At 52.0% G+C, this 20,706-nt stretch carries 12 protein-coding genes, 5 tRNA genes, 3 rRNA genes and 2 pseudogenes; 5 read left to right on the forward strand and 17 right to left on the reverse strand.

Annotated elements, in window-relative coordinates; translation table 11 throughout:
* Positions 1–44: 44 nt before the first annotated feature.
* Entirely contained in the window at positions 45–1,649 is a 1,605-nt protein-coding gene (gene spoVB / locus VK70_RS15755; RefSeq protein ID WP_025695232.1) for a stage V sporulation protein B, read from the forward strand.
* Here the strand turns inward: spoVB and VK70_RS15760 are convergent.
* Positions 1,650–2,410: pseudogene (locus VK70_RS15760) on the reverse strand (YetF domain-containing protein).
* Between the two features lie 215 nt (positions 2,411–2,625).
* Here VK70_RS15760 and VK70_RS15765 point away from each other — a divergent pair.
* From VK70_RS15765 to VK70_RS15780, 4 genes and pseudogenes are all read left to right on the forward strand, one after another.
* On the forward strand, positions 2,626–3,018 hold the full coding sequence (locus VK70_RS15765) for a TIGR04086 family membrane protein (RefSeq protein ID WP_025695230.1): 393 nt from the start codon (positions 2,626–2,628) through the stop codon (positions 3,016–3,018).
* Between the two features lie 99 nt (positions 3,019–3,117).
* The gene (locus VK70_RS15770) at positions 3,118–3,957 is read left to right on the forward strand and encodes a phosphatase PAP2 family protein (RefSeq protein WP_025695229.1); all 840 of its coding nucleotides are present in this window, start codon (positions 3,118–3,120) and stop codon (positions 3,955–3,957) included.
* Positions 3,958–4,184: 227 nt separating this feature from the next.
* A pseudogene (locus VK70_RS15775) lies at positions 4,185–4,971 on the forward strand (ABC transporter ATP-binding protein).
* Positions 4,972–4,974: 3 nt separating this feature from the next.
* On the forward strand, positions 4,975–6,693 hold the full coding sequence (locus VK70_RS15780; protein WP_025695228.1) for a hypothetical protein: 1,719 nt from the start codon (positions 4,975–4,977) through the stop codon (positions 6,691–6,693).
* Positions 6,694–6,761: 68 nt separating this feature from the next.
* Here the strand turns inward: VK70_RS15780 and yajC are convergent, their stop codons facing one another.
* The 16 genes from yajC to VK70_RS15860 form a co-directional block, all read right to left on the reverse strand.
* On the reverse strand, positions 6,762–7,070 hold the full coding sequence (gene yajC, locus VK70_RS15785; RefSeq protein WP_025695227.1) for a preprotein translocase subunit YajC: 309 nt from the start codon (positions 7,068–7,070) through the stop codon (positions 6,762–6,764).
* Between the two features lie 44 nt (positions 7,071–7,114).
* Positions 7,115–8,251 (reverse strand): tRNA guanosine(34) transglycosylase Tgt, encoded by a 1,137-nt coding sequence (tgt, locus tag VK70_RS15790; protein ID WP_025695226.1) that lies wholly within the window; start codon positions 8,249–8,251, stop codon positions 7,115–7,117.
* Positions 8,252–8,271: 20 nt separating this feature from the next.
* Positions 8,272–9,300, reverse strand: a complete 1,029-nt coding sequence (gene queA / locus VK70_RS15795) for a tRNA preQ1(34) S-adenosylmethionine ribosyltransferase-isomerase QueA (RefSeq protein ID WP_025695225.1) — start codon at positions 9,298–9,300, stop codon at positions 8,272–8,274.
* Between the two features lie 6 nt (positions 9,301–9,306).
* Positions 9,307–11,397 (reverse strand): SpoIID/LytB domain-containing protein, encoded by a 2,091-nt coding sequence (locus VK70_RS15800; protein WP_025695224.1) that lies wholly within the window; start codon positions 11,395–11,397, stop codon positions 9,307–9,309.
* 36 nt (positions 11,398–11,433) lie between these two features.
* A complete protein-coding gene (gene ruvB, locus VK70_RS15805; RefSeq protein ID WP_025695223.1) occupies positions 11,434–12,441 on the reverse strand; it encodes a Holliday junction branch migration DNA helicase RuvB in 1,008 nt (335 codons plus the stop codon).
* An 83-nt stretch (positions 12,442–12,524) separates the two neighbouring features.
* Positions 12,525–13,148, reverse strand: coding sequence for a Holliday junction branch migration protein RuvA (ruvA, locus tag VK70_RS15810; RefSeq protein WP_025695222.1), 624 nt, complete (start codon positions 13,146–13,148; stop codon positions 12,525–12,527).
* Positions 13,145–13,648: a crossover junction endodeoxyribonuclease RuvC gene (ruvC, locus tag VK70_RS15815; RefSeq protein WP_025695221.1), complete on the reverse strand. Its 504-nt coding sequence runs from the start codon at positions 13,646–13,648 to the stop codon at positions 13,145–13,147. The genes ruvA and ruvC overlap by 4 nt, the downstream gene beginning before the upstream one ends.
* Positions 13,649–13,938: 290 nt before the next feature.
* Positions 13,939–14,688: a BofC C-terminal domain-containing protein gene (locus VK70_RS15820; RefSeq protein ID WP_025695220.1), complete on the reverse strand. Its 750-nt coding sequence runs from the start codon at positions 14,686–14,688 to the stop codon at positions 13,939–13,941.
* 301 nt (positions 14,689–14,989) lie between these two features.
* Positions 14,990–15,066, reverse strand: a tRNA-Arg gene (locus tag VK70_RS15825).
* A gap of 6 nt (positions 15,067–15,072) precedes the next feature.
* Positions 15,073–15,147, reverse strand: a tRNA-Gly gene (locus VK70_RS15830).
* 30 nt (positions 15,148–15,177) lie between these two features.
* A tRNA-Asp gene (locus tag VK70_RS15835) sits at positions 15,178–15,254 on the reverse strand.
* Positions 15,255–15,287: 33 nt separating this feature from the next.
* Positions 15,288–15,364 (reverse strand) — tRNA-Met (locus VK70_RS15840).
* 33 nt (positions 15,365–15,397) lie between these two features.
* Positions 15,398–15,472 (reverse strand) — tRNA-Glu (locus VK70_RS15845).
* Positions 15,473–15,587: 115 nt separating this feature from the next.
* Positions 15,588–15,704 (reverse strand): 5S ribosomal RNA (gene rrf / locus VK70_RS15850).
* A gap of 132 nt (positions 15,705–15,836) precedes the next feature.
* A 23S ribosomal RNA gene (locus tag VK70_RS15855) occupies positions 15,837–18,764 on the reverse strand.
* A gap of 209 nt (positions 18,765–18,973) precedes the next feature.
* Positions 18,974–20,526, reverse strand: a 16S ribosomal RNA gene (locus VK70_RS15860).
* The 16S, 23S and 5S rRNA genes sit together here with 5 tRNA genes alongside, the layout of an rRNA operon.
* Positions 20,527–20,706 lie beyond the last annotated feature (180 nt).

Below are 20,706 nucleotides of genomic sequence, written 5' to 3' on the forward strand. Positions count from 1 at the left end.
CAACGTTCGGCGATATATTTCACCCCGGGAAGAAGGAATGCCGTTTGAGGAAACCGAAGAGGCAGAGCTTTATTTATGGAACCTTGATCCTGCTAACAGCGGGTATTGTCAACCGGATGCTGGGCTTCATTCCGCGCATCATTCTGCCGCGTGTAATCGGAGCCGAAGGCGTCGGCTTGTACCAGCTTGGATATCCTTTCTTTTTAGTGCTTGTAACTGTCATAGCCGGAGGAATTCCGCTAGCTGTTGCCAAAATGGTGGCGGAAGCCGAGAGCAGAAATCAGCCGGAGCGGTCGCGGCGCATCCTGCATACGGCTCTGGCGCTCAGCGTCTCGCTTGGCATTCTGTTTACGGGAATCGCCCTGGCGGGGGCTTCCTGGGTATCCACCTCGATTCTGACAGACAGCCGCGTATATTACACTTTTATCGCCATGACTCCGATGCTGTCCATTGTCGCCGTTTCCGCCGTATACCGCGGGTATTTTCAAGGTCTGCAGAACATGATTCCCTCTGCGCTGTCTTCCGTTCTGGAGACGGTAACGCGCATTATTTTCATGCTATGGTTCTCGTGGCTACTGCTGCCCAAGGGCATCTCCTTTGCCGCAGCAGGCGCAATGCTTGGGGTTACCGTAGGTGAAATTATGGGGATGCTCGTGCTGCTGATTAAGTACCATTTTGGTGAAAAAAAGGACAACCCGCAGCCTGGCCAGCAAAACAGCGCGCCGGTCGAGACTGCGGAACAACCTCCCGGCGAAGGCAACGCTGACCACAGCGGAGGAATATTGAGACGCCTGCTTGGCATTTCCGTTCCAGTAACTGCCGGAAGACTTGTCGGCTCGTTCTCTTATTTGCTGGAGTCGATTATTACCGCCCGCAGCCTGGCCATGGCGGGAATTGCCACCTCGCTCGCAACCGCTCAGTATGGCTCGCTTCAGGGGATGGTTATCCCTCTGATCCTGCTGCCGGGGGCGCTCACCAGCGCACTCGCCGTCTCACTGGTGCCCTCGCTGTCCGAGGCCTCGGCCCGCCGCGATCTTCGGTCGATCCATAAGCGGATTCATCAGGCGCTGCGTCTGGCCCTGGTAACCGGTGCGCCGTTCGCCGTAATTATGTATGTGCTTGCCTCCCCGCTGTGCAGCCTGCTCTATGGCAGCCCGGACACCGCTCCGATGCTGCGAATGATGGCTCCGTTCGCCCTGTTTCTGTACGTGCAGGCTCCGCTTCAGGCGGTGCTTCAAGCAATGGAACGGCCGGGGACGGCATTATTCAATACGCTGGTCGGGGCGATTGTAAAAATTCTGCTCATCCTGCTGCTTGCTTCAAGGCCCGAATATGGAATCAATGGCGCTCTGATCGCCATCATCGTCAACAGCATTCTGGTCACCCTGCTGCATGGATTCAGCGTCGTCAGATTGATTTCTCTTCGCTTGAAGCTTAGCGATCTTGCTAAGACAGGCGCGGCAATGTTGATTATGGGCGCCGGCGTAAAGTATGTACACACCCACATATCGATAGCCGAGGCGCAGTGGGTGCAGTTTCTGTTCGCCTCTGCTCTAGGCATGGCGTTTTATCTCGGCATCTCGCTGCTGACAGGGCTGTTTACACGGCGTGATCTCGAGAAAATTCCGCTTATCGGCCGCTGGCTCTAGCTACTTGGAACGGATATGATCCACATAAAGCTTACCCTTATGGTCGATTGAACAGAGAAACACATCGCGAAAATCCGAGACGCCTTTTTGCCGAATCTGATTTCTCAGCCAAAACCGCGTTTTTCCGATCATTTCCAGATTATCGTCTTGTACCTTGCCGTCCATAATCAGCGGCACCGGCAGCCCTTCATACCGGATTTTGTCTTTGGGGAAATCTTGGCCGAACCCGTTGGTTTCTGGTTCGCTGCTGCCGATATTGTTGTTACGGATATTGCTGTTACCGGAACGATTGGAAGAGGAGACGTCATTACTTTTCTCGATCACGGTCAACTGGCCGGTTGGCTCCAATATCGCAAATTCGACATCCGCCGGACTGGTAATATTTTGCCCCTTAGCTGCAGGAGCAGGTCATCAATATTATATCTCAGTTTACGCATTTCCTTGCGCTGAATTTTGCCGTCCGCAATTAGAATGCTCGGTTTACCATCTATGAGCAGTCTAAGCTTGCGGCTCTTCAGGCTGAACTGGGCAAGCACTACCTGAATCAGAACCAGTATCACCATCGGCACAATACTGTCATACAGCGGGCGCTTTATATCTTCAATGGCGAATACGGCAATTTCGGCGATCAGAATGGAAATCGTAAGGTCGAACAGCGACAGCTTTCCAATCTCCCTTTTACCCATAATTCGCATGCTCAGGAAGATGAAGAAATACATCAGCAAAGTCATTAAGATATGTGCGCTGATATGCCGTAACATATTGCTTCTCTCTCCTTTTTCGGATCCTCCGAACACCAATAAGCGCCGGACGGAACAATGTAACCCTATTCTGACCGCGCAGCCCATGTAACATTCGGGAAGACCACGCTCAATTACTGGTAATGCCCGCCGGGGCTTTTATGTACTATTGGGGCAAGCCGTCTCATAGTATGAAGTAACTGATTTTGCAACCTGTAAAAAAAGGAGGTTAATCCATGCATTTGCTACGGAAACTGTTCTCGCTGAAAATCGGGAGTCCCGTCCTGTCGGGCCTGTGCCGCGCTTTTCTGTGGATGCTGCTGGGAGCTTTCATTCTTTCGCTGCTGCTCTGGGGAAGCGGTCTGAGCGAACAGGATCTCACTTTGTACACCTACGTTGTACATGGACTGGCTGTCGCCTTCGGTGGCTGGACGGCGGGAAAGCGTGCGATCCGCAAGGGATGGTACCAAGGCAGTCTTACCGGAGGTTTTTACGGAATCATTGTACTGATGATCGGATTTCTGGCCTTGGACAGCCCGCTGAAAGCGGTCGATCTGCTGTGGATAGCAGCTGCTGCGGTCATTGGAGCACTTGGCGGCATGTTTGGAGTGAATTTCCAGAAAGCTTAATAATTCCATTTTAAAAATTAAAACACCGCTTCCCAAAATGTGATACACTGTCTTCATCCTATTGTTGTTTTCCCCACATTCAAGGAGGCTTCGAACGCTTTGCTTTACCAATCTATGAATACCGTTTCCTTGTTTACCGTAATAATGGTCTTTCTGCTGATCGGCCTTGTAACCCGCCGAAATCCGTTTGCGCCAATTGTTTATCTGGCCAAAGAGCTGCTGCGGTCCTACAAATTAGTGCTGCTCATCGCCGGAATGTCCGGTGTGCTCGCGCTTAACAAGTATGAATTGCAAATCGAGAAGAATTTGCATCTCACTTCCGATTTTACCGGCTTTGTGTATGGTCTCGAAGGGCATTTTGTTCAAGAGTTACAGCATCTGTTCTACGCTCCATGGCTGACCCCGATTATCGTGTTCTTTTACGTGTTCATGCTGCAATCCGTGCTGGCCGCATCGCTTGGAGTGTATCTGATGGACAAGAACCGTCTGATGGTCTATGCAACCTGCTACGCCGTTATCCTGAACTACGCGATTGCTATTCCTTTTTACTTATACTTTCCAGTCAACGAGGTATGGTCCTATGCTCCGGCGGGCGTCCGGTTCGTCATGCTGGATGTATTTCCAAGATTTGAACAGGAGTACCGGGCATTGTCCGGACTTAACAACTGCTTCCCCAGCCTGCACACTTCCATTTCCTTGACAACGGCGCTGCTCGCTCTAAGATCGGGCAACCGGCGCTGGATGATGGTTACGGCTATTTCGGCCGCTGTCATTATTTTCGGCATCTTCTACCTGGGTATTCACTGGCTCACCGATATGGTAGGCGGTACTTTACTGGCCATTCTCTCTTCTTCGCTCGGCGTTCAACTTGCCAAGCTTACGCTCCGCGAGAACGAGGTCGCGCTGCGGGTCGAAAGTGAAGCTACCCCGATACGGTAAACGAGAATATTTCCAGGGAGGCACGATTTAGCATAACCCTATCGGTTCATTTTACGCATACTTGCGCATTTCATAGAAGAAGTCTCATTTTGAGGCTTCTTCTTTTTTGTAACAATTTATAAGCGCTTGCGTTTGCCGCAGCCATAGACATTGATCATTTTCCATATTGTGGGATATGATGGGGCAGGGTACAATAAAGTGAATTTAAAAAAAGGATGATCAGACAAATGAACTCTATGGAATGTGTATTATCCATTTCGGACTTATGGATGGATTATGGCGGCAGCTATGTATTACGGGGAATTGACCTGCAAGCAGGACGCGGACAAATAATCGGTTATATCGGTCCTAACGGAGCAGGCAAAAGCACGACAGTCAAGATTATGCTCGGTCTTATTCAAGGGTATCAGGGAACCGTGGAGCTGTTTGGCACGAACATAGCGGAAGAAGGAACCAATTACAAGAAGAGGATCGGCTATGTGCCCGAAACCGCTGATTTATATGACGTTTTGACCGCAAGGGAATATTTGACGTTCATGGGTGAATTATACGGCATGGAAACAAGAGCTGCGGAAAATAAAGCAGTGCGGCTGGCTGAACTGTTCGGACTGGACAAGGCTTTCGATTCGAGAATCTCGTCATATTCAAAAGGGATGAAACAAAAGACCCTGCTAATATCCAGCCTGCTGCATAATCCCGATCTCCTGTTCCTGGACGAACCGCTCAGCGGTCTTGACGCAAATAGCGTCATGATAGTGAAAGAGATTATGGCCCGGCTGGCCGCGCAAGGGAAGACCATTTTTTTATTCTTCGCATATTATGGATGTCGTCGAAAAAATAAGCAGCCGAATCGTCTTGATTAACGGCGGGCAAATCGTGGCGGACGGAAGCTTTGAAGACCTGCGCACGAAGAGTCAAGAAGGAACACTCGAACAGATTTTCAATCAGCTTACAGGCTTTAGCGATCATGAGGAAATTGCGGAATCGTTCGTGTCCATAGTGAAAGAGGGGTAGCAGGTGAAGGAATTTTTAACACTGAAACTGTTAGACAGAGTAAAGCCGTTATTCTTAAAAGCGGGCGTCGATTACGACATCCTGCGGCGGATTCTGCAGGTTAAGCTCACTATGGACCAAAGGAGAACATCCACTGTGTTCGCCAACTCTTCCGGCGGCAGCAAACCGGAGTATACGCGTAAAGGCAACGTATTAAAACAGACGAACTCCGGGGCGTCTCCATTGTCATCCATCAAATCCCTATGGGTATACGGGCTGCTTGGCGCAATTGGCATAACACCTGTTTTGCTGCTGGGTAACAACTATATGCTTCAGGCGGGAATCGTATTCAGTATAATCCTATTCCTTCTGACTACCACGATGATATCCGATTTCTCTTCCGTGCTGCTCGATCTAAAAGACAGGCATATCCTGCACACCAAACCTGTAGATGCCCGAACGCTCGCTGCCGCCAAAATGGTGCATATTCTCAGCTACCTGGTCTCGTTAACCGCTTCACTGACCATTATACCGCTGCTTGTGTCTCTGTTTAGACATGGACTGCCGTTCTTTGTGCTATTCCTGTTTGAATTAATCGCAGCCGATATCTTTGTCGTTGTCGCGACCGCGCTGATGTATTTGCTGGTACTCAAATTTTTTGACGGAGAGAAGCTTAAAGATATTATCAACTATGTGCAAATCGGACTGTCTGTCGCGCTCACGATTGGTTATCAAATCATGTTTCGTGTATTGGATATCATCAATTTTAATGCAAGCTTTACGGTGAATTGGTGGCATTTTCTGCTGCCCCCGTTCTGGTTCGCTGCCCCATTTGAGTGGCTGCTTCAAGGGAATTCCAGACTTTCAGTCCTTGTCCTATCCGCCCTGTCCGTGATTGTCCCATTGTTGTGCGCAATCGTATATATCCGGTTCGGAAGTTCTTTTGAGCGCTATTTGCAAAAAATGGCCGACAGCGGCAAATATGAAAAACGGAAAACCCGAGGTTTACATCTATCCCTTGCCCGTTTGCTGTGCCGCAGCCGCGATGAAGCGATCTTTTATCGTTTTTCGGTGCAGATGATGTCCAGAGAAAGGGAATTTAAGCTAAAAGCATACCCTTTGCTGGGACTTGCAGTGATCTTTCCTTATATTTTCATCCTGAATAATCTTTCGGATTCGTCCTGGGCTGCCCTTTCCCGCAGTTCCATGTATTTATTCATTTATTTTACCGCTCTGTTTATGCCTTCGGTGGTAGCATTGCTGCGCTATTCGGGCAATTATAAAGGCTCTTATATTTACCGTACCCTTCCTTTGAAGGACATCAACGCTATACATAAAGGTGCAATAAAGGCTACGATTACCAGGCTGTTCCTGCCGCTATTCCTGCTTGATGGTATTGTGTTTCTCCTAATATTCAGCTTGCGGATCTTACCCGATCTGATTACAGTTCTGCTGGTCATAATCTTATATACAGCGATCACCTATCGCATGAACGGCCGCGGGCTGCCTTTTTCCGAATCGTTCAAGAACTTGCAGCAGATGGGGATGAGTAAGACTCTCCCTGCCATTTTCATCCTGGGCGCTTTTGCCGGTATGCACTATGCCGCCAGTCTTTTTCCCTTTGGGATATACGTCTATGCCGCAGTTTTGGTTATTCTGAATGTCCTTTTCTGGAACAATGGCTTTAAGTATATGGAAACGAAAGAAGCGTTCAGCTCCACTGAAAACGTAAAGATGCTTTAATCTTAACAAAAGCGGCATGCTTCCCGTTTCTGGAAAGCATGCCGCTTTGTCAATAAGATTAGGCTCTTTTATTCCTTTGAATCCGCTTCCGTTGTAATGGAATGGCTGATCGAACCCCGGTCAAAGGTTAGCTTCGTCACATCATTCACCCGGAGAACCACAGTATCGTCGGAAATCTCCATAATCGTACCGTGCAGGCCGCCGATTGTAACCACCTTATCACCCTTTTTCAAAGCCCTCAGCATGGCATTCCGCGTCTTAGTCTTCTTCTGCTGAGGACGGATCAACAGAAAATAGAACACGACAAACATCAGGACAAACGGACCAACAAGCCCTAAAATGCTTGAGGACTGGTTTGCCGCAGCATATTGAAACATATTTCACCCCCCTTTCAAATCGTCATAAAGCACAATTCAGCACTTTAGAAACCTTTTGAATTATCATTTAAACCGTATTGTGCGAAAAACTCATCGCGAAAATCCAGCAGCCGGTCTTCCATGATGGCTTTACGCACCTTACGCATCAGTTCCAACAGGAAGTACAAATTATGGTAGGTTGTCAAACGAAGTCCGAAGGTCTCGTCGCTCTTAATCAAATGACGTAAATACGCACGCGAATAATTACGGCAGGTATAACAGCCGCATTCCGGATCAAGCGGCCCGAAATCACGGGCATACTGCGCATTTCGGACAACGAGTCTTCCCTGACTGGTCATCGTCGTTCCATTGCGGGCAATGCGGGTCGGCAGCACACAATCGAACATGTCCACACCCCGGATTGCGCCTTCCAGCAGCGCGTCAGGGGAACCTACGCCCATCAGATAGCGCGGCTTGTCCTGCGGCAGCAGCGGAACCGTATAATCCAGCACTTCATACATAAGCTGCTTGGACTCTCCGACACTGAGTCCTCCAATAGCATACCCCGGGAAATCCATGGAAGTCAACTCAGCAGCGCTCTGCTTCCGAAGATCTTCGAACATCCCGCCCTGAACGATAGCGAACAAGCCTTGATCATGAGGACGGGCATGGGCTTTCAGGCACCGCTCCGCCCAGCGCGTTGTCCGCTCCAGCGATTTTTTAACGTAATCGTATTCTGCCGGATAAGGCGGGCATTCATCAAAAGCCATCATAATATCGGAACCAAGCGCATTCTGCACCTCTATCGCCACCTCCGGCGACAGAAACTTCTTATCTCCGTTCAGATGGGAACGGAAATGCACGCCTTCCTCCGTGATTTTGCGCATCTCGCTTAGCGAGAACACCTGAAACCCCCCGCTGTCCGTAAGGATTGGACGATCCCAGTTCATAAACTTGTGAAGCCCTCCGGCTTCGCGAACGATGTCATGTCCAGGGCGTAGAAACAGATGATAGGTGTTGCTCAGAATAATCTGAGCATCCATATCCTTCAGTTCTTCAGGACTCATCGTCTTGACCGTTGCCTGAGTGCCAACCGGCATAAAAGTCGGTGTTTCAATAACCCCATGGGGGGTGTGAACTCTTCCAAGCCGGGCTCCCGACTGCTTGCATGTCTTAATATGCTCGTAAGTAATTGCTGCCATATGCGTAACCATCCTCATACTTAGTAAATGAACATTGCGTCGCCGAAGCTGAAGAAGCGGTATTTCTGCCGGATCGCCTCTTGATATGCGGCAAGAATATGTTCCCTGCCCGCCAAAGCGCTGACCAGCATAACCAGCGTCGATTTCGGCAGGTGAAAATTAGTAATCAAGGCGTTCACCAGTTTGAACTCATAGCCGGGGTAGATAAAGATATCCGTCCAGCCGCTGCATGCTTCAAGCGGTCCATCGCCGAACATGCCGCCGGCCGTCTCCAGTGTACGGCAGGAGGTCGTCCCTACCGCTACGATCCGGCTTCCCTTAGATTTGGCTTCATTCAGCAAATCCGCCGTCTCCTGAGGCAGCATGAAATACTCCGAATGCATGACATGCTCTTCCACCGTATCAACAGACATAGGCCGAAATGTACCCAGTCCGACATGAAGGGTTATATAGGCTAATCGAACCCCTTTATCCTGAATATGCTTCAGCAGATCCTCTGTAAAATGCAGACCTGCCGTAGGCGCTGCCGCCGAGCCTTCATGACGGGCGTATACGGTCTGATACCGTTCCCGGTCATCCAGCTTCTCCTTAATATACGGCGGTAGCGGCATCGTACCAAGTCTGTCCAGAATCTCCTGAAATATCCCTTGGTACATGAACCGCAGCGTTCGCCCGCCCATATCGCTTTCTTCCTCGATTACGGCCCGGAGCTCCTCACCAAAAGATATGACGGCTCCGGTCTTAAGCTTTTTCCCCGGCTTCACCAACGCATCCCAACGGTCCTCGCTGAGGTTCTTGAGCAGCAGCACCTCGGCCTTAGCCCCGGTGTCTTCTTTGATCCCGAACAGCCGGGCAGGAATGACTCTCGTATCATTCAGCACAAGCGTGTCCCCGGGCTGCAATTCGTCGATAATATCGGTAAAATGCCGATGCTCCGTCCTGCCGCTCCGCTTGTCCAACGTGAGCAGCCTGGATGCGCTGCGGTCGGGAAGCGGAGTCTGGGCAATCAGTTCCTCCGGCAGATGGAAATCATACAAATCTACATTCATTGCTTGTCATTCCTTAACTATAGTAACGTTCTGAAAATAGTGTTGCAAAATCTTCTGGTAGTCATACCCTTGCTCTGCCATTCCCTTAACGCCCCACTGGGACATGCCGAGTCCATGGCCGTAGCCCCAGCCAATGAACAGGAAGCCGGGACTTGCGTCAATCACCCTCGCCTTGTTATCCCCGTTCATCACTACGGTTCCGCTGCCGCCTCCCGTTACCATTCCCGTAGCGGACAGTACACCGGCTGGCTGTGAACCGCTTACCGATGCGGTTCTGCCGTCGGCGCCTAATACAGTATAACTGCCGGATGGCACAATATCAAACAAAGTACTGGGCAGCCCGCCCAGGGCAGAGCGGTACAAATCGGGATACTTCACACTTAGGGCATTACCGTTAGCTTTAACCTGAACCGCCCGTCCCGACGGACCGCGTTCCGTCACCTGAAGGCTGGTGATGGATGACGGCAGAGCAGCGCTCGTCTTCCCTTGCAGACTCTTCAGAAGCTCGGCGGATGTATAAGGTCCCTTAATCCAACTGTAGCTGCCCGACTCCAGCACTTTGTCCAGTACAACCGCATTCTCTCCCGGATTCAGCTTGCCGACGGGACTTACGCTGCTGTCAAGAACAGGCAGAGCCCGTACATTGACATCTTTGGTTGTCGCCGTCAGCAGATCCAGACCGGCTGCGGTCTTCTCTCCCGTCAATTTTACGTTGTCTTCCCGGACGTATCCGTCAGTGCCGCCAGGCAGCTGCACATAATACCATTTCTTCGCGGCGGCCACGGCAGAACTGTCAGCAGAGCTGTCGACGCTGGCAAATACATTCCCGCCGTTGTTGTTCCATACCTCGGTCGGGTCGGCGGTCACACCGCCGCTGTTGGACGAGAAGACGGCTTCAATAATGTTCCCTCCGCTCTTCAGCACTTCTCCGGCGGTGGCATCCACCGCCGAGGTAATTGAAGCCGCTTCGGTGCCGATCCCGTTGTATACCTGACTGAGCGTAGTATCAACGACATTTGCGATATCGAACCGCATTCCCTGCGCAAGCGCATAACTGCGGGCCGCTACCGCCTGGGCTTTAAGCGCTTCTGCCGGCCAGCTCGAAGAGACCTCTCCGCCAACAACCGAGTATAGATATTGCTCCAGCGACAGTTCATTGATCACCGATAGCGACCCGTTCATTCCGCCAAGCTCCAGACTGCCTCGGTAAGTCCGCTTGGATCTCTCGGCAAGCTGAATACCCGCGCTGCTTCCGGAAGCCATGAACTTCGCCCCGCCGGATACCGCATAATGCGGCGCCTGCGTCTCGCTGTTCAGGTCAAGACCGGCTTCCGTCCGGATCATGAGGCCCGCAGAAGCTGTCGTTAAGGACAGCTGCGGAAGCACTTGGCTAAGCACAATCCGCGCCGCATCCAGATCACTGTCGCTGGCAGCTTCGGACACCCATACCTCGTATTTCGATCCCCCGCCTTCGGAAGGTACGACGGCGGTCCAGGCGTCAACGCCGGCAGCGGCGATGCTTGCTCTGGCGGTATCTGCTTCCAACTGCGTGGCATAGCTGCCCGCAGTCAGATGCTTGCCGCCCTTAATGACGGGAGGCTGGTCCGCAGGAAGGCTTAAGCCGGCATTAGCCAATCTGTCAACCGCATTCTTTGCGGCGCTTTCGCTGGCATATGTTCCTGTATAGAGTTGATATACATTGCTGCCGCCCTTTGAGTTCAAGAACAGCAGAGGCTTGTCCGATGTAGATTGAAGCTTCTTCGCCGCGTCGGCCGCCATCGGCCAGGAGGATGTCTCAAGCACTTTGACGCGGTAACCGTCCAAGCTTGCCCGCACCTTTGTCCCTGAAGGGACCGTAACGAGAACGTTCCCGCCATTTTCGGCGGCCAGGCTCCAAGTCTGGCTCGAGAGGAGCGTGACCGCCGGAACCGTCAATTTATATTTACTGCCGATATCCGCAAATAACGCAACGCGTATCGTTCGAGGGGAATCAGCGTAACCTACTCCAGAGGGAATGAGCAGGCATCCCGCCGCCAGCGCCGCGGCCAGCAGACCTTTTGCCAGTGCCCGTTTACCTTTCTTCCACAATTGCCTCATCTTCGCGTTATCCTCCAATCGCCAAATTCGAATAGATCAGGATTGCTCCGGAGGGAGCGGAATTCCTAAATGCTGGTAAGCTGCCGGGGTAACCATTCTTCCCCTGGGCGTACGCTGCAAAAATCCGATTTGCAGCAAGTACGGCTCATAGACGTCTTCGATCGTCTGGCTCTCCTCGCCGATCGTGGCGGCAATCGTGTCCAGCCCGACAGGCCCGCCGCGAAATCCGCTGATCATCGAATGCAGCATTCGATGATCAATGCTGTCAAGACCTCTCGGGTCGACCTGCAGCATCTTGAGCGCTTCGTCGGCAACATCCGGCGTAATGATCCCGTCTCCTTTGACTTGGGCGAAATCGCGAACCCGTTTCAGCAGACGATTCGCGATCCGCGGGGTTCCCCGTGAACGCAGCGCAATCTCTTCAGCTGCGTCGCCGACAATTTCAATACTGAGAATATCGGCGCCGCGCGAGACGATGTAGCTCAGTTCGTCCACCGTATAGAACTCCAGACGGCTGACAACGCCAAACCGGTCGCGCAGCGGCGCGGACAGCAGCCCGGCCCGCGTGGTGGCCCCCACCAGTGTGAACGGGGGCAGGTCCAATCGTACCGAGCGGGCGCTCGGGCCTTTGCCGATCATAATATCAAGCGCGAAATCCTCCATTGCCGGATACAGCACTTCCTCTACTGTCCGGTGCAGCCGGTGAATTTCATCGATGAACAGCACATCGCCTTCCTGCAGATTGGTAAGCAGCGCCGCCAGATCGCCCGGCCGCTCGATCGCGGGACCGGACGTCGTCCGCAGATTCACTCCCAGTTCGTTGGCGATGATATTGGCCAGCGTCGTTTTACCTAGACCCGGCGGTCCGTACAGCAGAACATGATCCAGCGCCTCCCCCCGCATTTTGGCCGCTTCGATATAGATTTTCAGATTCTCCTTAACCTGGTTCTGCCCGATATATTCAGCCAGAAAACGGGGACGCAAACTAAGCTCCACCGCCTGGTCTTCCATCATTAAATTTGCGGATATGATCCGGTCCTCCATCTTTCCATCGCTCCACTTCATCATGTACTTAGCGGACCTTCGTCACCTGCTGCTCATTTGCTCTTTACTTCGCTAGATCCGGTCTACTTCGCTACATACAGCAGCTTAAGCGCTTTTTTCATCAGCACATCGACCGAAGCGGTCTCCGCGCCTTCCTTCTTCAGCGCCAGCCAGACACGATCCAGCTCACTTTCCGTATACCCAAGCGCCTTAAGCCCGTCTCTGGCTTCCTGCCAGGACAGCTCACCGGAACCGCTCTCCGAATTCTCTTCCAGCGCAAACAGTCCCGTTTGGAACGTGACCGTTCCCAGGCCTTCCAGCTTATCCTTCAGATCAAGAATCATACGCTGCGCAGTCTTCTTGCCGATTCCCGGCAGCTTGGTCAGGAATGTAATATTCTCCTGATAAATCGCCGAAATGACATGGTCCGGTGTGCCCCCTGTCAGAATCCCAAGCGCCACGCGGGGACCGATACCCGACACCTCGATCAGCTTCCGGAACAATTTCTGCTCTTCCCGGGTGGGAAAGCCGAACAGCAGAATCGCATCCTCGCGAACATGATGATGAATATATACCGTTACCGGTCCCTCTTGTTTCGCGAAAGCATAGGGATTTGGGCAAAACACCCGGTATCCCACACCCTGAACATCCAGCACCACGTATTCCTGTTCCAGATGGACGACCGGTCCTCTCAAAAAATCAATCATTTTCGCAATACCTCATTTATCTTCGAATTCAGCGTATAAGAGTGGGCATGACATACCGCAACAGCCAACGCGTCGGCTACATCATCTGGTTTCGGAATAGCACACAGCTTCAGATACATCCGCACCATTTCCTGAACTTGCCGTTTCTCCGCCTTGCCATACCCGACTATGGCCTGCTTCACCTGCATCGGCGTATATTCCGCCACAGCAAGTCCGCGCTGCACCGCTGCCAGCACCAAAACGCCGCGAGCCTGCCCGACCGACATTGCCGTCGTCACGTTCCGGTTGAAGAACAGCTTCTCCAGCGCTACGGCATCCGGCTTGTAGCGGTCGATCAGCTGCAGCATCCCTTCATAGACATGAAGCAGCCGTTCCTCCTCTGGTGTGTGGGCTTCCGTCTGAATACTGCCGTACTGCACCGGCGTAAGCTTGCTGCCGTTCTTGTCAATAAAGCCGAAGCCGACAATCGCAATCCCCGGGTCGATCCCCAAAATTCGCACAACCATCTCTCCTCTATTGTAAACGGGAGCCTTCCCGCACGGTCCATTTCATGGCCCTTAAAGCGAACATATGTATTCCTTCTACCCATTATAGCAAAAATAGCCTGCACGGGGGGCATAAAATTTGCCATAAGCGATATATAAATAGTCCCGAATAGATAAACCCGTCCTTCTGGGTATGTCTGACAGTATGCATATATAAGAATACAGATAAGCAGCAAAAAGACCGCAGGCTTTCGCCAGCGGTCCCAATATCCTTGTTCCATGATCATATGCTTAAATCAATCACCCTACATTGCCTCGGCATTGTCCCTCGCATAATCGCTGAAGGTTGACAGAACACTGTTATACTCATCGATATCCTGCACGCGGATTCCGCCTTGAAGCTGCCACCACATCTTCTCCGGTAGAGCAGATTTCATAGTGCCTATGTCGATTTGAAAAAAAGTCTTGAGCGCCTCCTCCCGTTTAGGAGGGCCTTTGTACAGGGTAAGATTCCCTTCGTTATCTATGCCAATATACGCTTCCTTCTTACAGGAAGGCGATAAATCGTTCACATTCCGTTCCAGCCAGACATCTCCTTCAGGCCCAATCTTCCCCTGCCAGTCCGAATGTTCAGCAATGAGGAACTGCAATTCCTTAGGGCTCATCGCTTGGGGTACATTACGGATTTCCTCGTCACAGACATAGGTTGTTTTATAATGCACTTTCCGGCTAAGACCGCTATCGGCAATAACCTTGATAAGGGAATCGGCATTGCCTTGATTTGAAGCCTGCTCTTTCTGATCTTCTTGCTCGAACACAGCGGAAACCTGCTCAGGCAGTAGGATGTCACCGCCCGAGGCGCGGTCATTGAGCTCGGCAAAGGTTTGCTCCGCTGCCGACATTGATCCTGTCAACAGTCTCGATATATCCTCAGACATGCGCATGCCGGACCAGGCACAGATTATAAGAACTGCGCATGCCGTTCCGACCCACAGCGCTTTTTTCCAACGTCTCCACCGGCGCCACAGCTGCTTTTTCAGACGAAAAGAACTCATGTTAATCCCCTTCATTCTGCTTTTTTCCTTAATCTGTCCTCGGACGCCGAAATTTATGCAGTGTTAGCTCTTTCGTTACGATATTCCAGTTACGCTGTTATAAAATACAACAAAAAAGTGGCTCAAGCTGTAAACCGGCTTAACCCACCTTACTATGTATCGATTCGGTTGGTAAAAATCATCATAAATGCTCTGAGAGATGCGGTCACGATACGTACCCGACTGCGATGAATTTTTACTCGAACTTAGGTTCCAATGAACTCCAACGTTTCGGATCAGGTTACTCTTCATGAAGCAATAATGGCGCGCCCTGAGAGATTCGAACTCCCGACCTTTTGATTCGTAGTCAAACGCTCTATCCAGCTGAGCTAAGGGCGCAAGATATGGAGCGGACGACGGGAATCGAACCCGCGACCCTCGCCTTGGCAAGGCGATGCTCTACCGCTGAGCCACGTCCGCATATCTTTAATTTAGGAAAGTACATTTAAATGGCGGAACCGACGGGATTCGAACCCGCGATCTCCTGCGTGACAGGCAGGCATGTTAGGCCTCTACACCACGGTTCCACGAGGCACTTCTTATTCTTAGATAAGAAGATTTGGTTGCGGGGGCAGGATTTGAACCTGCGACCTTCGGGTTATGAGCCCGACGAGCTACCGAGCTGCTCCACCCCGCGTCAATCAAATAATAACCAAGTGTTATAAATTAATGGTGACCCGTAGGGGATTCGAACCCCTGTTACCTCCGTGAAAGGGAGGTGTCTTAACCCCTTGACCAACGGGCCATAAGTATCACTTCTCAATCGTGACAACGAACTTCATTATACCAAATCAACTGATATAAAGCAATAGTTATTTATATAAACAAAAACCACTGCTGGGATCAGCAATGGTTCATGTGCTTGGCAACGTCCTACTCTCCCAGGACCCTTCGGTCCAAGTACCATCGGCGCTGGAGGGCTTAACGGTCGTGTTCGGGATGGGTACGCGTGGAACCCCTCCGCCATCGCCACCAAACGGGCGTTTGTGAAACAAACGCGGCCCGCCTGAAATTCGGTTTATCACGGATCGTGTGAATGAATTTCAAAGCGTTATCCTACAGGGATCTTGCTCCCTGAAAACTGGATCGAAACGAAACATTGCGTTATTTTGGATAAGCCCTCGACCGATTAGTATTGGTCAGCTCCACACGTTGCCGTGCTTCCACCTCCAACCTATCTACCTCGTCGTCTTCAAGGGGTCTTACATATTGGGAAATCTCATCTTGAGGGGGGCTTCACGCTTAGATGCTTTCAGCGCTTATCCCGTCCGTACGTAGCTACCCAGCCATGCTCCTGGCGGAACAACTGGTGCACCAGCGGTACGTCCATCCCGGTCCTCTCGTACTAAGGACAGCTCCTCTCAAATTTCCTACGCCCACGACAGATAGGGACCGAACTGTCTCACGACGTTCTGAACCCAGCTCGCGTACCGCTTTAATGGGCGAACAGCCCAACCCTTGGGACCTACTTCAGCCCCAGGATGCGATGAGCCGACATCGAGGTGCCAAACCTCCCCGTCGATGTGGACTCTTGGGGGAGATAAGCCTGTTATCCCCAGGGTAGCTTTTATCCGTTGAGCGATGGCCCTTCCATGCGGTACCACCGGATCACTAAGCCCGACTTTCGTCCCTGCTCGACTTGTAGGTCTCGCAGTCAAGCTCCCTTCTGCCTTTGCACTCTTCGAATGATTTCCAACCATTCTGAGGGAACCTTGGGACGCCTCCGTTACGCTTTAGGAGGCGACCGCCCCAGTCAAACTGCCCGCCTGACACGGTCCCCGTACCCGCTTAGGGTACCAGGTTAGAACCTAGATACGATCAGGGTGGTATCCCAACGGCGCCTCCACCGAAGCTGGCGCTCCGGCTTCCAAGGCTCCCACCTATCCTGTACAGATCGTACCCAAGTTCAATATCAAGCTGCAGTAAAGCTCCATGGGGTCTTTCCGTCTTGTCGCGGGTAACCTGCATCTTCACAGGTATTAAAATTTCACCGGATCTCTCGTTGAGACAGCGCCCAAGTCGTTACGCCATTCGTGCGGGTCAGAATTTACCTGACAAGGAATTTCGCTACCTTAGGACCGTTATAGTTACGGCCGCCGTTTACTGGGGCTTCGGTTCACAGCTTCGGGTTACCCCTAACCGCTCCCCTTAACCTTCCAGCACCGGGCAGGCGTCAGCCCGTATACTTCGCCTTGCGGCTTCGCACAGACCTGTGTTTTTGCTAAACAGTCGCTTGGGCCTTTTCACTGCGGCCCCCTCGGGCTATTCACCCTACCGAGGCACCCCTTCTCCCGAAGTTACGGGGTCATTTTGCCGAGTTCCTTAACGAGAGTTCTTCCGCGCGCCTTAGAATTCTCTTCTCGCCTACCTGTGTCGGTTTGCGGTACGGGCACCTTCTCCTGGCTAGAGGCTTTTCTTGGCAGTGTGAGATCATGACCTTCGCTACTATAGTTTTCGCTCCCCATCACAGCCTGGCCTTGCGATGCGCGGATTTGCCTACACATCAGCCTCACTGCTTGGACGGACATCCATCAGTCCGCGTCACTACCCTCCTGCGTCCCCCCATCGCTCGATAGCGGATTACGGTGGTACAGGAATATCAACCTGTTGTCCTTCGACTACGCCTGTCGGCCTCGCCTTAGGTCCCGACTGACCCTGAGCGGACGAGCCTTCCTCAGGAAACCTTGGGCTTTCGGCGGATCAGATTCTCACTGATCTTTTCGTTACTCATACCGGCATTCTCACTTGTGTACGCTCCAGCTGTCCTTACAGTCAACCTTCAATGTATACACAACGCTCCCCTACCCCTGATGCAAGCATCAAGCCATAGCTTCGGTGGTGTGTTTAGCCCCGTTACATTTTCGGCGCAGAGTCACTCGACCAGTGAGCTATTACGCACTCTTTCAATGGTGGCTGCTTCTAAGCCAACATCCTGGTTGTCTGTGCAACTCCACATCCTTTCCCACTTAACACACACTTGGGGACCTTAGCTGATGGTCTGGGCTGTTTCCCTTTTGACAATGGATCTTAGCACTCACTGTCTGACTCCCGGCGACAAGTAGATGGCATTCGGAGTTTGACTGAGCTTGGTAACCCTTGCGGGCCCCGCACCCAATCAGTGCTCTACCTCCATTACTCTCATTCACCGAGGCTAGCCCTAAAGCTATTTCGGGGAGAACCAGCTATCTCCGAGTTCGATTGGAATTTCTCCGCTACCCCCACCTCATCCCCGAACTTTTCAACGTTCGTGGGTTCGGGCCTCCAGTGCGTGTTACCGCACCTTCACCCTGGACAGGGGTAGATCACCCGGTTTCGGGTCTACGCCCACGTACTTAAGCGCCCTATTCAGACTCGCTTTCGCTGCGGCTCCGGCTCCTCGCCTTAACCTTGCACGTTAAACGTAACTCGCCGGTTCATTCTACAAAAGGCACGCCATCACCCATTTAACGGGCTCTGACTTCTTGTAAGCACACGGTTTCAGGCACTCTTTCACTCCCCTTCCGGGGTGCTTTTCACCTTTCCCTCACGGTACTGTTTCACTATCGGTCGCCAGGGAGTATTTAGCCTTGGCAGATGGTCCTGCCGGATTCATACGGGGTTTCACGTGCCCCGCACTACTCGGGATCCGTCTTGGAGGGAATCGAATTTCAATTACAGGGCTGTTACCTTCTCTGGCGGGCCTTTCCAGACCTCTTCATTTACCCTATTCCTTTGTAACTCCGTGTAAGACGTCCCACAACCCCGAAGAGCAAGCTCTTCGGTTTAGGCTGTTCCGCGTTCGCTCGCCGCTACTGACGGAATCACTCTTGTTTTCTCTTCCTCAGGGTACTTAGATGTTTCAGTTCCCCTGGTCTGCCTCTATCCATCCTATGTATTCAGATGGAAGTGACTGTGCATTACCACAGCCGGGTTTCCCCATTCGGACACCCCCGGATCAAAGCTTGCTTACAGCTCCCCGAGGCCTTTTCGTTGTTCGCCACGTCCTTCGTCGGCTCCTGGCGCCTAGGCATCCTCCGTGTGCTCTTAGTAGCTTAACCAACTAAGCACTCTTACTTCACTTGTTTGGACACAAGTTTCAGCTAAAAGATGTTCTAAAACGCAATTTTCGTTTCGGTATCCAGTTTTCAAGGATCAAGGTTCTTGCTTTTGAGAGGTTGAACTCTCAAAACTGAGCAACGAGTGAGTGTTGCCGGAAGTCAAGCTTCCGTATTTGAATGTTTCCGCTGCGGGAAACGATTCTCCATAGAAAGGAGGTGATCCAGCCGCACCTTCCGATACGGCTACCTTGTTACGACTTCACCCCAATCATCTACCCCACCTTCGGCGGCTGGCTCCTTGCGGTTACCCCACCGACTTCGGGTGTTGTAAACTCTCGTGGTGTGACGGGCGGTGTGTACAAGACCCGGGAACGTATTCACCGCGGCATGCTGATCCGCGATTACTAGCAATTCCGACTTCATGCAGGCGAGTTGCAGCCTGCAATCCGAACTGAGACCGGCTTTATAAGATTGGCTCCGCCTCGCGGCTTCGCTTCCCGTTGTACCGGCCATTGTAGTACGTGTGTAGCCCAGGTCATAAGGGGCATGATGATTTGACGTCATCCCCACCTTCCTCCGGTTTGTCACCGGCAGTCACTCTAGAGTGCCCAGCCTTACCTGCTGGCAACTAAAGTCAAGGGTTGCGCTCGTTGCGGGACTTAACCCAACATCTCACGACACGAGCTGACGACAACCATGCACCACCTGTCTCCTCTGTCCCGAAGGCCTACGCTATCTCTAACGTATTCAGAGGGATGTCAAGACCTGGTAAGGTTCTTCGCGTTGCTTCGAATTAAACCACATACTCCACTGCTTGTGCGGGTCCCCGTCAATTCCTTTGAGTTTCAGTCTTGCGACCGTACTCCCCAGGCGGAGTGCTTACTGTGTTAACTTCGGCACCAAGGGTATCGAAACCCCTAACACCTAGCACTCATCGTTTACGGCGTGGACTACCAGGGTATCTAATCCTGTTTGCTCCCCACGCTTTCGCGCCTCAGCGTCAGTTACAGCCCAGAAAGTCGCCTTCGCCACTGGTGTTCCTCCACATCTCTACGCATTTCACCGCTACACGTGGAATTCCACTTTCCTCTTCTGCACTCAAGCTGCCCAGTTTCCAGTGCGACCACAGGTTGAGCCCATGGTTTAAACACCAGACTTAAACAGCCGCCTGCGCGCGCTTTACGCCCAATAATTCCGGACAACGCTTGCCCCCTACGTATTACCGCGGCTGCTGGCACGTAGTTAGCCGGGGCTTTCTTCTCAGGTACCGTCACTCCTTAAGCAGTTACTCTTAAGGACGTTCTTCCCTGGCAACAGAGCTTTACGATCCGAAAACCTTCATCACTCACGCGGCGTTGCTCCGTCAGGCTTTCGCCCATTGCGGAAGATTCCCTACTGCTGCCTCCCGTAGGAGTCTGGGCCGTGTCTCAGTCCCAGTGTGGCCGTTCACCCTCTCAGGTCGGCTACGCATCGTCGCCTTGGTGAGCCGTTACCCCACCAACTAGCTAATGCGCCGCAGGCCCATCCCTTGGTGACAGATTGCTCCGCCTTTCAGCCTCCTAGCAGGAGCTAAGAGGAATTATCCGGTATTAGCTACCGTTTCCGGTAGTTATCCCAGTCCAAGGGGCAGGTTGCCTACGTGTTACTCACCCGTCCGCCGCTAAGTTGATCAAGAGCAAGCTCCATCACAACTCCGCTCGACTTGCATGTATTAGGCACGCCGCCAGCGTTCGTCCTGAGCCAGGATCAAACTCTCCAATAAAGATGCTGCAGCGCAACATCGGCTGAATAGGAAATCGCTCCAACTCGGCTGAGCGGATGATTTCGTATCCAGATATCGAAAAGAGCTGATAAGCTCAATTTGAAACATCTGACGAGAATTTACATTCTCAGAACGGCATTTCAAAAGCGTGAAACACGCTGTGAAATCCATCTTTTTTTT

Origin of the sequence: Paenibacillus durus ATCC 35681, assembly GCF_000993825.1 — a bacterium.
GTDB classification, from domain to species: Bacteria; Bacillota; Bacilli; order Paenibacillales; family Paenibacillaceae; genus Paenibacillus_AQ; species Paenibacillus_AQ durus_B.